At 69.4% G+C, this 13068-nt stretch carries 18 protein-coding genes; 8 read left to right on the top strand and 10 right to left on the bottom strand.

All coding sequences use genetic code 11. The features are described from left to right. Positions 1–22: 22 nt before the first annotated feature. From H7F53_RS12890 to xth, 3 genes are all read left to right on the top strand, one after another. Complete coding sequence (locus tag H7F53_RS12890) at positions 23–451, top strand: CBS domain-containing protein (RefSeq protein ID WP_185679904.1); 429 nt, start codon at positions 23–25, stop codon at positions 449–451. A 75-nt stretch (positions 452–526) separates the two neighbouring features. After that, positions 527–859 (top strand): iron-sulfur cluster insertion protein ErpA, encoded by a 333-nt coding sequence (erpA, locus tag H7F53_RS12895; RefSeq protein WP_185679905.1) that lies wholly within the window; start codon positions 527–529, stop codon positions 857–859. Next, positions 859–1662 carry an exodeoxyribonuclease III gene (xth, locus tag H7F53_RS12900; RefSeq protein ID WP_185679906.1) on the top strand — a complete coding sequence of 268 codons (804 nt, stop codon included), beginning with the start codon at positions 859–861 and terminating at the stop codon, positions 1660–1662. The genes erpA and xth overlap by 1 nt, the downstream gene beginning before the upstream one ends. 125 nt (positions 1663–1787) lie before the next feature. Here xth and H7F53_RS12905 read toward each other — a convergent pair whose 3' ends face one another. The 10 genes from H7F53_RS12905 to H7F53_RS12950 form a co-directional block, all read right to left on the bottom strand. Continuing rightward, entirely contained in the window at positions 1788–2414 is a 627-nt protein-coding gene (locus H7F53_RS12905) for a cell wall hydrolase (protein WP_185679907.1), read from the bottom strand. 213 nt (positions 2415–2627) lie between these two features. Further along, positions 2628–2969 (bottom strand): DUF1491 family protein, encoded by a 342-nt coding sequence (locus tag H7F53_RS12910; protein ID WP_185679908.1) that lies wholly within the window; start codon positions 2967–2969, stop codon positions 2628–2630. Next, positions 2962–3462 carry a PaaI family thioesterase gene (locus tag H7F53_RS12915; protein WP_246438886.1) on the bottom strand — a complete coding sequence of 167 codons (501 nt, stop codon included), beginning with the start codon at positions 3460–3462 and terminating at the stop codon, positions 2962–2964. Before H7F53_RS12915 ends, H7F53_RS12910 begins: the two co-directional genes overlap by 8 nt. Then, the gene (locus H7F53_RS12920; protein ID WP_185679910.1) at positions 3437–3898 is read right to left on the bottom strand and encodes a PTS sugar transporter subunit IIA; all 462 of its coding nucleotides are present in this window, start codon (positions 3896–3898) and stop codon (positions 3437–3439) included. The genes H7F53_RS12915 and H7F53_RS12920 overlap by 26 nt, the downstream gene beginning before the upstream one ends. A 144-nt stretch (positions 3899–4042) precedes the next feature. Beyond that, complete coding sequence (gene hpf / locus H7F53_RS12925; RefSeq protein WP_185679911.1) at positions 4043–4609, bottom strand: ribosome hibernation-promoting factor, HPF/YfiA family; 567 nt, start codon at positions 4607–4609, stop codon at positions 4043–4045. Between the two features lie 17 nt (positions 4610–4626). Then, the gene (gene dnaQ / locus H7F53_RS12930; RefSeq protein ID WP_185679912.1) at positions 4627–5316 is read right to left on the bottom strand and encodes a DNA polymerase III subunit epsilon; all 690 of its coding nucleotides are present in this window, start codon (positions 5314–5316) and stop codon (positions 4627–4629) included. A gap of 78 nt (positions 5317–5394) precedes the next feature. Then, positions 5395–5973: a dephospho-CoA kinase gene (coaE, locus tag H7F53_RS12935; RefSeq protein ID WP_281384799.1), complete on the bottom strand. Its 579-nt coding sequence runs from the start codon at positions 5971–5973 to the stop codon at positions 5395–5397. Positions 5974–6010: 37 nt separating this feature from the next. Beyond that, positions 6011–6925, bottom strand: coding sequence for a shikimate dehydrogenase family protein (locus tag H7F53_RS12940; protein ID WP_185679913.1), 915 nt, complete (start codon positions 6923–6925; stop codon positions 6011–6013). Continuing rightward, positions 6922–7506 (bottom strand): Maf family protein, encoded by a 585-nt coding sequence (locus tag H7F53_RS12945; RefSeq protein WP_185679914.1) that lies wholly within the window; start codon positions 7504–7506, stop codon positions 6922–6924. The genes H7F53_RS12940 and H7F53_RS12945 overlap by 4 nt, the downstream gene beginning before the upstream one ends. A gap of 10 nt (positions 7507–7516) precedes the next feature. Beyond that, complete coding sequence (locus H7F53_RS12950; protein WP_185679915.1) at positions 7517–8362, bottom strand: pyruvate, water dikinase regulatory protein; 846 nt, start codon at positions 8360–8362, stop codon at positions 7517–7519. A 329-nt stretch (positions 8363–8691) separates the two neighbouring features. On the opposite strand from H7F53_RS12950, the gene hemE reads away from it, so the two are divergent. The 5 genes from hemE to H7F53_RS12975 all read left to right on the top strand — a co-directional run bounded on the left by hemE (position 8692) and on the right by H7F53_RS12975 (position 13057). Further along, a complete protein-coding gene (hemE, locus tag H7F53_RS12955) occupies positions 8692–9720 on the top strand; it encodes a uroporphyrinogen decarboxylase (protein WP_185679916.1) in 1029 nt (342 codons plus the stop codon). 66 nt (positions 9721–9786) lie between these two features. After that, positions 9787–10020, top strand: a complete 234-nt coding sequence (locus tag H7F53_RS12960; protein WP_185679942.1) for a hypothetical protein — start codon at positions 9787–9789, stop codon at positions 10018–10020. Positions 10021–10027: 7 nt separating this feature from the next. Then, positions 10028–10471, top strand: a complete 444-nt coding sequence (locus H7F53_RS12965) for a CopD family protein (RefSeq protein WP_185679917.1) — start codon at positions 10028–10030, stop codon at positions 10469–10471. Positions 10472–10662: 191 nt separating this feature from the next. Continuing rightward, complete coding sequence (gene rho, locus H7F53_RS12970; RefSeq protein WP_185679918.1) at positions 10663–11919, top strand: transcription termination factor Rho; 1257 nt, start codon at positions 10663–10665, stop codon at positions 11917–11919. Between the two features lie 7 nt (positions 11920–11926). After that, a complete protein-coding gene (locus H7F53_RS12975) occupies positions 11927–13057 on the top strand; it encodes an aspartyl/asparaginyl beta-hydroxylase domain-containing protein (RefSeq protein WP_185679919.1) in 1131 nt (376 codons plus the stop codon). The last annotated feature ends 11 nt before the right edge of the window (positions 13058–13068 follow it).

A 13068-nucleotide genomic window follows, 5' to 3' on the forward strand; every position in this document is an offset into this window, starting at 1 on the left:
CGCAGGCTTGGGAGAGCTGTCCATGACCATATCCCGCATCCTCAAAGGCCGCGACGGCACGCTGATCTCCGCCACTCCCGACATGACTGTCCGCGCGGTTGTGGCCCTGCTCGCCGAGCGGCGGATCGGCGCCCTGCCGATCATGGCGGACGGCACCGCCGTGGGCATCTTTTCGGAGCGTGACGTGCTCTACTGCCTCGCGCGCGAGGGCGCCGGGGTGCTTGACCGCCCGGTCGGCGAGGTGATGACCTCGCCGCCGATCACGGTCACCCCGGACACGTCGATCCTCGCCGCGCTGTCGCTGATGACCCGCCGCCGGATCCGCCACCTGCCGGTGGTCGACGGGACGCGGGTGATCGGCTTCGTGTCGATCGGCGATCTGGTCAAGTACCGGATCGACGCGATCGAGGCCGAAGCCGAGGCCCTGCGCAGCTACATCCAGACCGCCTGATCCCCAACCGGCGCGGCTGTGCGCGGCCGGGTTGCCCTTGCCGCGACCTTCCGCACGCCCTACATCGGGCCCACCATGACCGTGCCCCCGCTCACCCTCAGCCCCAGCGCCGCCCGGCGCGTCGCGCAGATCGCCGCCAAGCAGGGGAAGCCGGCGATCCTGCGCCTCAGCGTCGAGGGCGGCGGCTGCTCGGGCTTCCAGTACAAGTTCGGCCTCGCCGAAGCGGCCGAGGGCGAGGACCTGGTGGTCGAAACCGATGGCGTGCGACTGGTGGTGGACCCGGTCAGCCACGACTTCATCGCCGGCTGCGTGGTTGACTATGTCGAGTCGCTCGGCGGTGCCGCCTTCAAGGTGGAGAACCCCAATGCCGCCGCCTCCTGCGGCTGTGGTTCGAGCTTCGCGGTCTGATGGCCGCAACGGGTGTGACGACGCTCCGGCTCGCCTCGTTCAACATCAACGGCATCAAGGCCCGGCTGCCGCGCCTGCTCGAATGGCTGGAGGAGACCCGGCCGGCGGTTGCCTGCCTGCAGGAGATCAAGACCGCCGACGAGGGCTTTCCGGCGGCCGAGTTCGAGAAGATCGGCTATGGCGCGATCTGGCACGGGCAGAAGGGCTTCAACGGGGTGGCCATGCTGGCCGACGGGCAGCAGCCGGTCGAGGTCCAGCGCGGGCTGGCCGGCGAGCCGGAGGATGAGCATTCGCGCTATCTGGAAGCCGACGTGTTCGGGCTGCGCGTGGCGGGGATCTACCTGCCCAACGGCAATCCCGTGCCCGGTCCCAAGTTCGACTACAAGCTGCGCTGGATGGAGCGCCTGCGCCGGCGCATGGCGGCGATCGCCGCCGAGGAGGTGCCGGCAGCCATACTGGGCGACTTCAACGTGATTCCGGAGGACAAGGACGTCTGGGCCCCCGCGGCCATGGCCAGCGACGCGCTGATGCAGCCCGAATCGCGCGACGCCTATGCCCGTCTGCTGGCGGACGGCTGGACCGACGCGCTGGACACGCTCAACCCGCGCGGCGGGGTCTGGACCTTCTGGGACTATCAGGCCGGGGCCTGGCAGCGCGACCACGGCTTCCGCATCGACCACGCCCTGCTCTCGCCCGAGCTGGCCGACCGGCTGGTCGCGGCCGGGGTCGACAAGGACCACCGTGGCCGCGAGAAGGCGAGCGACCATGCCCCGGTGTGGGTCGAGGTGCGGGCGGAGCCCTGAGCGACCGGCTCCGGACGGGGCGCCCGGAGCGGCGCCAGGGGTAGCAACCGCGCGGTTCGGCCGCATGGCCAGGGGCCCGCTCCGGTGGCCGGCAGCGGGCCCTGCGCATCCGCGCCGAAGCGCGTTCAGCGGTAGAAGATGTGGCTATCGACCCGCGCGATGCGGGTGAGGTTCCACGCCGGCGAGACGCGGGCGGCGTGGAAGTAGAGCGCGCCCTCGGCGGCGCTCTGCCATGAGCCCTCATGCGCGATGCGGGCCACCGCCACGGCGGTACGCCAGGCGCGCGAGCCGTGGCTGACGGCCGGCATGGCCTTGCCGCGCACGAACGAGAACTGGGCGCGCTGGAACACCACGCCGCAGTAGGAAGCGGGGAAGCGGCCCGAGCGGGCACGGTTGACGATCACGCGACCGACCGCAAGCTGGCCATCCAGCGTTTCGCTCTTGGCTTCGAAATAGATCGCGCCGGCCAGGCATTCGAGCTCCCGCGGGAGGTCGCCGGCGGGCTGGGCGGCGACCAGCTGGGCCAGGCTCTGGGCGCTGACGGCGGGGTGGGCCGGGCTCTCGAGCGGCGCCGGATCGGCGGCGTAAGCCGGGTCGAGAGGAAGAAGTTCGGGTTCTGCCGCGGCAGCGGGCGCTGCGATCTGCGGGGTCCGGTCCTGTGCGACCGCGCCGGAACCATCGGCGGCGATGACCGTGAAGGAGAAGGCCAGTCCCAGAGCCAGAGCACCGGACAGGCTGTTGGCGTAACGCATCACATTGTCTTTATCGGCGGTTGGCCGACCTGCACGGGTGCGGAGCGGGTCCCGGCAGGCTTGGCCTGCGTCACCCCGGTTCCGGAAAACCCGCCGGTTGCCACCCGTCTGCGTGCCAGCCGGTGGACCTCAGTGCCCCCACGGCCGCCTGCGCGTCAAATGGTGCGGCGCCTTTGATGCTGCGGTGCAGAAGTGTCAACCCGGAGAATGGACCTATCGGATGAAGCGTTCGCCCTCCGGGATGTCCAGTTCGACTATCCACAGGTCCGGATCCTGATGCTGGCGCCGTTTCAGCCAATCGGCAAAGTCACCGGGATCCTCGGCCACCTCCTCGCGCACTCGGGTCCAGACGCGGTGCCCATCGGGGCTTGGCATGCGCTCCCACGCGCGTGAGCGGCGCCCCTGGTCGGTCAAGACCACCAGCAGCGCGCCCGAATCGGCCTCGCCCTTGGCCAGGACCATGGCGAAACCGCCCGCGGCCTGGACCTGGCGCAGCAGGGCGCCCACCTCGACATGGCTCGGCAGCCGGGCGGTCGAGGGATCGCGGTCAGCCAATCCGGTAGCCCGGCAGCCCCGAAAGCGCGATGCGGCTGCGCATGAAGGTGCCGGTGCCGCGGCCGATCTCCTCGCCGGTGGCGTCAACCAGCCGGGCCTCCGCCACCAGCACGCGGCGCCTGCCGCTGATCCAGCGCCCCTCCGCCACAACCTTGCCGCTGCGCACCGGGCGGACGAAGTGGAGGTTGAACGAGGTGGTCAGCAGGAAGCGGTCGGTGACCAGGGTGTTGGCCGCATAGAACGCGGCATCGTCGAGCATCTTGAAATAGATCGTGCCGTGCGCCGCGCCGGCGGCGTGATGGACCCGGCGATCGATCGTGAACTCGATCCGCGCCGCGCCCTCGCCCTGCACGCTCAGCCGCGATTCGAACATCGTGTTGATCGGGGCCGAGGCGTAGAGGCCCTCGAGCGCCCGCCAGTGCAGGGCGGCACCGGGAACCTCGGGCGGGGCCGCGACGGTCTGGTCGTCAGGCGGCGTCACGATCGATGACATTGCACAGCAGGCCATAGAGCGCCTCGGGTCCGGGGGCCTCGAGCAGGGCCTGGTGCATGCGCTCGTCGCGCATCATCCGCGAGATCGCGGCCAGCGCATGGAGGTGCGCGGCGCCGGCCTGGTCGGGCGAGAGCAGCCCGAACACCAGATCGACCGGCAGGCCATCGGCAGCATCGAATGCGACCGGCGTTGCGAGCCGGAAGAATACGGCGACCGGGCGGGCCAGGCCTTCGATCCGGGCATGGGGAATCGCCACGCCGCGGCCGAAACCCGTGCTGCCGAGGCGTTCGCGCTCCTCGATCCGCTCGAGCACGTGCGCCTCGGCCAGATCGTAGACCTGGGCGAAGCGGGTGGCGAGCGAACGCAGGATCGCCGGCTTGTCGTCGGCGCGGATCGTGGTGACCGCATCGGGGTCAAGGGTGAAGAGAGCCGTCATGAACTGATCGTATCGCCTATCTGCCGCGCCCGGCCCCCCCAAGAGGCCAAACCACGGTGGTGCCCCGGCCGAAACCGGGCCTCATCCCCCTTGATAACGTTCCTGCCCTGCGCGGACGCGGTGTATGGCGCGCGGTCGCGGGCGTCAGGACGGCTCGACCCAGCCGATCGATCCGTCGCCGCGGCGGTAAACCATATTATGCCGTCCCGTGCCAGCATTTTTGAAGAGCAGGGCATTGGTGTTGCGCAGATCGAGCATCATCACCGCGTCCGAGACGGTGGCCTCGGGCACGTCGACGCGGGTTTCGGCGATCACCAGCGGCGCATCGGCGTGAAGCTCTTCGGCTTCGGGCTCGGGCTCGGCGAAGACCACGTAGGCGGCCTCCTCCTCACGGGGGACAAAGCCGCCCTGGGCGTGGTGGTCGTTGAGCCGGCGCTTGTAGCGGCGGATCTGCTTGTCGATCTTCTCGGCCGCCTGATCGAGCGCGATATGCGCATCAGGTGCGATCCCCGCACCCTTGAGGATCAGTCCATGGGTGACATGGGTGACGATGTCGCAGCGGAACATCGAGGCCGGTGCGCGGTTGAACGTGACCTGGCTCGACAAGGCGCGACTGAAGTACTTCTCGACAATCGCGCTCAGGCGCTCGGTCGCGTGCGTCTGCAGCGCTTCGCCGGTTTCGACCTGGTGACCCGATACGCGAATGTCCATGTGTTCTTCTCCTCTTCTTACGCGCCGCCGGTCCACAAAGGGGCCTTGATCCCCTCGAGGAACGCGGCATGCGCGGCCAGTTCCGCCTCGCTCGCCGCATGCGGCCGGGCGGGACGGAAAACGCGCTCGCGAGTGACCACGGTCATCGCGGCAACGATCTGATCGGCCGGGGCTCCGGCCAGCTCGAGCCCGATCTGCCGGCCGCCGGTCAGCTCGACATAGACCTGGGCGAGCAGTTCGGCATCGAGCAGGGCGCCATGGCGCGTGCGGTGGCTGCGGTCGATCCCATAGCGGGTGCACAGCGCGTCGAGCGAGAGCTTGGCCCCGGGATGCCGCACCCGGGCCAGCTTGACCGTATCGACCATGCGCGAGAGGCACACCGCCTCGCGCCCGCACTGATCGAGCTCGGCATTGAGGAAGCCGAAATCGAAGCCGGCGTTGTGCGCCACCAGCGGACTGTCGCCCAGGAAGTCCAGCAGCTCGGCAGCCCGGTCGGCGAAACGCGGCTTGTCGGCGAGGAAGGTGGCGGACAGGCCGTGGACCGCCTCAGCCTCGGCCGGCATGTCGCGCTCGGGGTTGAAATAGGCGTGGAACACCGCGCCGGTGGCGACCCGGTTGACCAGTTCGATGCAGCCGATCTCGACCATCCTGTCACCCTTGCGGGGATCGAGTCCGGTGGTTTCGGTGTCGAAGATGATCTCGCGCATTCCTCTCCATATCGGCCTCGCCGCGCCGCTGTGCAAGCGGGGAATGGGTGGCGACAGCGCGGCGGGGAGCGCCCGCGCTCAGCCCGCGCCGCGCAGTTGCCGGACCAGCGCGGCGACCGCTGCGCGGGTCTCCGCCAGGCTGGCTCCGGTGTCGATCACATGGTCGGCGCGGGCGCGCTTCTCGGCATCGGGCACCTGCAGCGCGAGGATCTGCGCGAACTTCTCGGGCGTCATGCCGGGCCGGGCGAGGACCCGCGCGCGCTGCACCTCCGCCGGGGCCGAGACCACGGCCACGGCATCGACCTGGGTCGCGCCGGTCTCGAACAGCAGCGGAATGTCGAACACCACCAGCGGTGCGGCCGCATGGCGCGCGAGAAAGGCGCGGCGCTCAGCCCCGACCGCGGGATGGACGATGCCCTCGAGCACACGGCGCTGCGCCGGATCGCCGAACACCGCCGCGCCCAGCCGGGCCCGGTCAACCCCGTCCGGCCCGGTCGTGCCCGGAAAGGCCGCCTCGATGGCGGGGAGCAGCGCCCCGCCGGGCCCTTGCAGGGCATGGACCGTGGCATCGGCATCGAACACCGGCACGCCCAGATCGGCGAACATCGCCGCCACGGCCGACTTGCCCATGCCGATCGAGCCGGTCAGCCCGAGCAAAAAGGGCCGTCCCGCGGGCCGGGTCCGGGTGGGCGGCTCAACCACGGGCGATCATACGGCGCAGCTCGGCATCGCGCCCGCGCGGTGCCGCCTGCCCGAAGAAGTGGGTGAAGGCGCTGTCGGCCTGGCCGATCAGCATCGCCAACCCGTCGACAGTGGCAAAGCCTGCCGCGCGGGCGCCCTGGAGGAACGGCGTGTCGAGCGGCGCGGTGACGATGTCATAGGCCAGGCTTCCCGGCGGGGCGTGGCTCCAGTCAAACCGCAGCGGCGGCTGGCCGGTCATGCCGAGCAGACTGGCATTGACCACCAGATCGCAGCACCCGGCGCGGTCGTCGAAGGCGAAGTCGGTGGGAGCCGCAAAATGGGCGAGGTCCACCGCATGATGATCGCCCTGGGGGGCGAGCTCGTCGAGCAGGGCGCGGGCCTTGCCGGGATCGCGCCCGGCGAGAACCAGCACGAAGCCCCGCTCGGCCAGCCCCGAGACGATCGCCCGGGCCGCACCGCCGGTCCCGAGAATGCGGGCCATGCGGAACAGGTGCGGGCGGGCGAGCAGCGGGGCGAGCGGTTCTAGAAAGCCGGGAACGTCGGTGTTGAACCCGGTCAGCGTGCCATCGGCGGCGCGCACCACGGTGTTCACCGCGCCGACCCGCCGGGCCAGCGGATCGACCCGGTCGAGCAAGGGCATGATCGCCTGCTTGTGCGGCATGGTGACATTGCAGCCGCGCCAGGCGGGGTCGCAGCGCCGGGCGGCGAGATAGCCGGCCAGCCCGTCGGGGGTGACATGGCAGCCGCGGTAATTGGCGGCAATGCCCAGTTCGGTCAGCCAGAAGCCGTGGATCAGCGGCGACTTGGACTGCGCGATCGGATCACCGATCACCTCGGCATAGGGCCGTGGACCGGCCCCGAGGGGGGCATAGGGCTGTGGGCCGGCCCCGGGTGCTGACCGGCTCATGCGGGCAGGGCTCCCAGCCCGCGGAGCGCGCCGAGCACGGCGAGCAGGGGCATGCCAAGCACGGTGAAATGATCCCCCGCGATCGTCTCGAACAGCTGGACGCCGCGCCCTTCGATGCGGAACACCCCGACACAGCCGGCCACGGCCGGCCATTCGTGATCGAGGTATGCGTCGACGAAGCCACTGCCGAGGCTGCGCACGGCCAGGTCGGCGCGGCTGGCGGCCGACCACAGCACGGTCCCGTCGCGCACCAGCGCCGCGGCGCTGTGCAGCTCGAGCTGGCGGCCCGAGAACCAGGCAAGATGCGCCGCGGCCTCGGCCCGGTCGCGCGGCTTGTCGAACCGGCGCCCGGCGCAGACCACCAGGCTGTCACTACCCAGCACCAGGCCGCCGGGATGCAGCGCTGCGACCGCAGCGGCCTTGGCCTCGGCAAGGGCCGTGGCGATGGCCGGGGCCGGCGCGTCGCCCAGTCCGGCCTCGAGCGCGCGTTCATCGATGCGGGCGGGGATGGCGGTGAACGGCACCCCCGCCGCCGCGAGCATCGCCTGCCGCGATGCGCTCTGCGAGGCCAGGATCAGCATGGGTCGGTCCTCAGATCGGCTTGGCGCCGGTATCGGCGCTTTCCCCGCGCGACCGATACTCCTGGTAGAGCTTGATCACCGCGGCGGCGGTCTCTTCGATCGAGCGGCGCGTCACGTCAATCACCGGCCAGCCGTTGTCGGCGAAAAGCCGGCGCGCGAACTGCACCTCGCGGGCCACCTGGTCCTCGTTCACATAGTCGGTGGTCGGGGCCTGGCTGAGCGAGAGCAGGCGGTTGCGGCGGACCTGGATGAGGCGGTCGGGCGCAGTGGTCAGCCCGACCACCAGCGGCCGGCGCAGCGCGAAGAGGATCGCGGGCGGGGGACTTTCCACCACGATCGGGATATTCGCCACCTTGTAGCCGCGGTTGGCGAGGTAGATGCTGGTGGGGGTCTTGGAGGTGCGCGACACCCCGGCCAGGACGATGTCGGCATGCTCCCAGTCCTCGGCGGCGATGCCATCGTCGTGGGCGATGGTGAACTGGATCGCATCGACGCGGGCGAAGTAGGCATCGTCGAGCATGTGCTGGCGGCCAGGCCGGGCCTTGGCCTGCTGGCCCAGCATGTCCTCGAGCACGGCGGTGACCGCATCGAGCGCGGGGACCGTGGGCAGGCCGAGCGCCCGGCAGCGCTCCTCGAGCCGGCGGCGGATCTCGGCATTGACCAGGGTGAACAGGACCAGCCCCGGGTTGGCGGCGATTTCGGCCATGATCCGGTCTAGGTGCTGCTGCGAGCGCACCATCGGCCAGAAATGGCGGATCACGTCGGCATCGTCGAACTGGGCCAGGGCCGCCTTGGCGATCATCTCCAGCGTCTCGCCGGTCGAATCCGACAGCAGGTGGAGGTGGAGTCGGGTCATGGCGCGGCGAGCGGTCCCTGCGGGCTTTGTGGATAGCCCGCGGCATAAACCACGGGACAGTGGCACTGACAACTTCGGGGGTCGATTTGCTGCCCGGTCCCGGCCTGCTCCGAGGCAAACTGTGGACAGGGGGACAAGCTTTCCCACAGCCTGGGGACAAGCGGGATAAGTCGCGCTTGACCCGTCGGCGTACGGAGTCGGCAACAGGCTCCCCCTGTTCAGCCCGGGACAATTCTGGCAAGGCTCCGCTGTCCCCGGTTTCCACAGGGCCAACAGAACTCAGAATCCTTTATAAAGAATCTCTTTATTTTTTGATTGGACCCTTTGCGATGCCAGGTCTGCTTCTCGATACCTTGACCGGGACGAACGGTTCCCGGCGCCCCGTGTGGCTGATGCGCCAGGCCGGTCGTTATCTCCCCGAGTACCGCGAGCTGCGGGCAGAGAAGGGCGGGTTCCTGCCGCTGGTCTACGATTCCGCCGCCGCGGCCGAGATCACCTTGCAGCCGCTGCGCCGGTTCGGGTTCGACGGGGCGATCCTGTTCTCCGACATTCTGATCGTGCCCTATGCCATGGGCCAGGACCTGCAGTTCCTCGCGGGCGAGGGCCCGGCCCTGTCGCCCAAGCTGGTCGACACCGCGCTAGCCGCGCTGGTGGCGGTGCCCGAACGGCTCGAGCCGATCTACGAGACCGTGCGCCAGGTCCGCGCGGCCTTGACCGCCGACCAGACCATGCTGGGTTTCGCCGGCAGCCCCTGGACCATCGCCACCTACATGGTGAACGGCGAGGGCAGCCGCGACCAGCACGAGACGCGTGCCTATGCCTATCGCGATCCGGTGGCCTTCCAGGCGATCATCGACGCGATCGTGACGGTCACGGTCGACTATCTCGAAGGCCAGGCGAAGGCCGGGGCCGAGGCCGTGCAGCTGTTCGATTCGTGGGCCGGGAGCCTGGCACCAGCCGAGTTCGAGCGCTGGGTGATCGCTCCCAATGCGGCGATCGTCCGCCAGCTCAAGGCGCGCTGCCCGGATCTGCCGATCATCGGCTTCCCCAAGGGTGCCGGCGAGAAGCTGGCCGCCTATGCCCGCGAGACCGGAGTCGACGCGGTGGGCATCGACGAAACGATCGACCCGCTGTGGGCCGCGCGCGAGTTGCCCGCGGGGATGCCGGTGCAGGGCAATCTCGATCCGCTCCTGCTGCTGGCCGGCGGCAGCGAGCTCGAGCGCCAGGCGCACCGCGTGCTCGAGGCTTTTGCCGACCGCCCGCACGTGTTCAACCTTGGCCATGGCATCGGCCAGTTCACCCCGATTCCGCACGTCGAGGCCCTCCTCGCGGTGGTGCGCGGGTGGCAGCGCGGCTGAGGCGGTTTGGGGCGAGCCTCGCTGCGCGGCGGCCCGAACCACGTCCCCCCGCCCAAGGCACAAACCATGCCCAAACGCACCCGGCTCAGCATCTGCCGCCGCAAGGTCCGCTACCCCAGCGCCGAAGCCGCCAGCGCCGCGGCGCTGGCCGGCGGCTGGGTGCTGCGGCCCTATCGCTGCGATCGCTGCGCGGGGCATCACTTGACCAGCCGCCGCAAGGGCCATCACACGCCCGCCGCGATCCGCGCCGCCCTCTTGCCCTCCGCGCCCACTTCCGGCACCGGGGACAAGGTCCTATGATCGGGCCATGCAACAGGCGCTCGCAATGACCTACCTCTGGCTCAAGGCCGCCCACGTCATCTTCGTGATCTTCTGGATGGCCGGCCTGTTCCTGCTGCCGCGCTACTTCGTCTACCATCAGGAAACGGCCCCGGGATCGCCCGACAACGCGATCTGGACCGACCGCGAAGGCAAGGTGCTCAAGATCATCCTGTGGCCGTCGCTGGTGGTGGTCTGGGTGCTCGGACTGGCTCTGGCCATGGTCACCGGCGCGTTCCAGCAGGGCTGGTTCCACGCCAAGCTGGCCTTCGTTCTGGGGCTCACCGCCTACCAGTTCTGGCTGGCCGGTTATCACCAGGCGCTGGCCCAGGGCACGCGCCGGCTGACCGGCAAGCGCCTGCGCCTGCTCAACGAAATCCCCGGGATCGCGGCCGCGTTCATCGTCGTCTTCGTCATCGTCAAGCCGTTCTGACCCGGTTCCGCCGGCCCTGCGCCGGGCCGGGCAACCGCGGTGTGCTTGTCAATTGACGGCGGCTCTGCGGGGGCCTATCTGAACGGCGTCTCCGGCGTGGGACAGGCGCCAGCGCGCGCCGTCCGGGTCTGCTTTCCCCAAGCCCTTCGACCTGCCGGCCACCCCCGACCCCGCTTATCCGGAACCGATCGATGCACCTGAAAGAACTCAAGAAGAAGACCCCGGCCGAGCTGGTCGAAATGGCCGAGGAGCTGGGCGTCGAGGGCGCCAGCACGATGCGCCGTCAGGACCTGATGTTCGCCATCCTCAAGGAGGTCGCCGAGGACGGCGAAGAGATCTACGGCATCGGCACGATCGAGGTCCTGCCCGATGGCTTCGGCTTCCTGCGCAGCCCTGAGGCCAATTACCTGGCCGGGCCCGACGACATCTACGTGTCGCCCAACCAGGTCCGCAAGTGGGGCCTGCGCACCGGCGATACGGTCGAGGGCGAGGTCCGCGCTCCCAAGGACGGTGAGCGCTACTTCGCGATCACCCGCCTGATCAGCGTCAACTTCGACGATCCCGAAGCGGTGCGCCACCGCGTCAATTTCGACAACCTCACCCCGCTCTATCCGAACGAGCGGCTGCGGCTCGACACGATCGATCCCACGGTCAAGGACAAGTCGGCCCGGGTGATCGACCTGATCAGCCCGCAGGGCAAGGGCCAGCGTGCGCTGATCGTCGCGCCGCCGCGCACCGGCAAGACCGTGCTGCTGCAGAACATCGCCAAGGCCATCACCGACAACCATCCCGAGGTCTTCCTGATCGTGCTGCTGATCGACGAGCGGCCCGAGGAGGTCACCGACATGCAGCGCTCGGTGCGCGGCGAGGTGATCTCGTCGACCTTCGACGAGCCCGCCACGCGGCACGTTCAAGTTGCTGAAATGGTTATTGAAAAAGCCAAGCGCCTGGTTGAGCACAAGAAGGACGTGGTGATCCTGCTCGATTCGATCACCCGCCTTGGCCGCGCCTACAACACGGTGGTGCCAAGCTCGGGCAAGGTCTTGACCGGCGGTGTCGACGCCAATGCCCTGCAGCGCCCGAAGCGCTTCTTCGGCGCAGCGCGCAACATCGAGGAAGGCGGTTCGCTGTCGATCATCGCCACGGCCCTGATCGACACCGGCAGCCGCATGGACGAGGTGATCTTCGAGGAGTTCAAGGGCACCGGCAACAGCGAGATCGTGCTCGACCGCAAGGTGTCGGACAAGCGCATTTTCCCGGCGCTCGACGTGGGCAAGAGCGGCACCCGCAAGGAGGAGCTGCTGGTCGAGAAGAGCAACCTTGCCAAGATGTGGGTGCTGCGCCGCATCCTCATGCAGATGGGCACGGTCGACGCGATGGAGTTCCTGCTCGACAAGATCAAGGACACCAAGACCAACGAGGACTTCTTCGCGACCATGAACCAGTAGGCAGGACATGGCCGGCGCCGCGGATCCGCAGCAGGCGATCAGGGCGGGTCTCGCCGCCCTGCAGGCCGGCGATGCCGCCCGCGCCGCGCCGCTGCTGCGCGAAGCGGCCGGCGCCCTGCCGGCCGATCAGGTGCCCTGGCTGGCGCTGGGCAATGCCGAGTTCATGCTGGGCCGCAACGATGCCGCCGAGGCGGCGATCGACCGCCAGCTGGCCCTGGCCATGCGCGATGTCGGGGCCCTGCTGTTCAAGGGCCTGCTGCGCGAGCGCGGCGGCGACACCCGCGCCGCCTCCAGCTTCTTCCAGGCCGCGGTCAACCAGGCCGCGGTGACCGGCTGCCCGCCGCCCTTTGCCGATCTGCTGGCCTATGCCGGACGGGCGATCACCTCGGCGCAGGACCGTTATGCCGAGCATCTCCATGCCGTGGTGGGAGCGACGGTTTCGCCGACGATGCGCACTGCGCTTGACATGCTGATGGGGCGGACCGAGCCCTATCTCCAGCAGCCCACGATGTTCTACTATCCCTTCCTGCCGCAGAAATGGTTCTACGATCCGCGTGATTTTCCCTGGCTGGATGACATGCTCGACCTGCTGCCGCAGATGCAGGCCGAGCTTGCCGCGGTCGAGGATGCGGCCTTCAGTCCCTATGTGGTGACCATCCCGGGCCGCCCTTCGCCGAACAATCCGCTGCTCGACGATCCCGCCTGGGGCGCGTTCTACTTCTGGCGCAATGGCACGCAGGTGGAGACCGCCATGGCACGGTGTCCCGCCACCATGGCCGCGCTGGAACTGGCGCCGATGCCGCGCATTCCCGGCCGGGCCCCGGGCGCGCTGTGGTCGCGGCTCAAGCCCGGAGCGCATATCGCCCCGCATGTCGGCATGCTCAACACCCGGCTGATCTGCCATATCCCGATCCGCCCGGCCCCCAATTGCACGCTGCGCGTCGGCGGCGAGACCCGTACATGGGAGCCCGGCGTGCCGCTGGTGTTCGACGATTCGGTCGAGCACGAGGCGCGCAACGATGGTCCCGAAGAGCGCGTGGTGCTGCTGTTCGAGATCTGGCGCCCGGAGATCCCTGCGGAGGACCGCGACACCCTGCTGCGGCTGTTCCAGGCGATCGAGGCGTTCGACGTCAATTGATACTGGCCCGC

This window comes from Novosphingobium piscinae (genome assembly GCF_014230355.1).
GTDB classification, from domain to species: Bacteria; Pseudomonadota; Alphaproteobacteria; order Sphingomonadales; family Sphingomonadaceae; genus Novosphingobium; species Novosphingobium piscinae.

Bases quoted from the DNA above. Each gene is read 5' to 3' on its own strand.
- erpA (WP_185679905.1), top strand. From the start codon at position 527: ATGACCGTGCCCCCGCTCACCCTCAGCCCCAGCGCCGCCCGGCGCGTC.
- rho (WP_185679918.1), top strand. From the start codon at position 10,663: ATGCACCTGAAAGAACTCAAGAAGAAGACCCCGGCCGAGCTGGTCGAA.
- H7F53_RS12915 (WP_246438886.1), bottom strand. From the start codon at position 3,462: ATGTCATCGATCGTGACGCCGCCTGACGACCAGACCGTCGCGGCCCCG.
- H7F53_RS12975 (WP_185679919.1), top strand. From the start codon at position 11,927: ATGGCCGGCGCCGCGGATCCGCAGCAGGCGATCAGGGCGGGTCTCGCC.
- H7F53_RS12940 (WP_185679913.1), bottom strand. From the start codon at position 6,925: ATGAGCCGGTCAGCACCCGGGGCCGGCCCACAGCCCTATGCCCCCCTC.
- H7F53_RS12920 (WP_185679910.1), bottom strand. From the start codon at position 3,898: ATGACGGCTCTCTTCACCCTTGACCCCGATGCGGTCACCACGATCCGC.
- H7F53_RS12905 (WP_185679907.1), bottom strand. From the start codon at position 2,414: ATGCGTTACGCCAACAGCCTGTCCGGTGCTCTGGCTCTGGGACTGGCC.
- H7F53_RS12950 (WP_185679915.1), bottom strand. From the start codon at position 8,362: ATGACCCGACTCCACCTCCACCTGCTGTCGGATTCGACCGGCGAGACG.
- xth (WP_185679906.1), top strand. From the start codon at position 859: ATGGCCGCAACGGGTGTGACGACGCTCCGGCTCGCCTCGTTCAACATC.
- hemE (WP_185679916.1), top strand. From the start codon at position 8,692: ATGCCAGGTCTGCTTCTCGATACCTTGACCGGGACGAACGGTTCCCGG.
- dnaQ (WP_185679912.1), bottom strand. From the start codon at position 5,316: ATGCGCGAGATCATCTTCGACACCGAAACCACCGGACTCGATCCCCGC.
- H7F53_RS12960 (WP_185679942.1), top strand. From the start codon at position 9,787: ATGCCCAAACGCACCCGGCTCAGCATCTGCCGCCGCAAGGTCCGCTAC.
- hpf (WP_185679911.1), bottom strand. From the start codon at position 4,609: ATGGACATTCGCGTATCGGGTCACCAGGTCGAAACCGGCGAAGCGCTG.
- H7F53_RS12945 (WP_185679914.1), bottom strand. From the start codon at position 7,506: ATGCTGATCCTGGCCTCGCAGAGCGCATCGCGGCAGGCGATGCTCGCG.
- H7F53_RS12965 (WP_185679917.1), top strand. From the start codon at position 10,028: ATGCAACAGGCGCTCGCAATGACCTACCTCTGGCTCAAGGCCGCCCAC.
- H7F53_RS12890 (WP_185679904.1), top strand. From the start codon at position 23: ATGACCATATCCCGCATCCTCAAAGGCCGCGACGGCACGCTGATCTCC.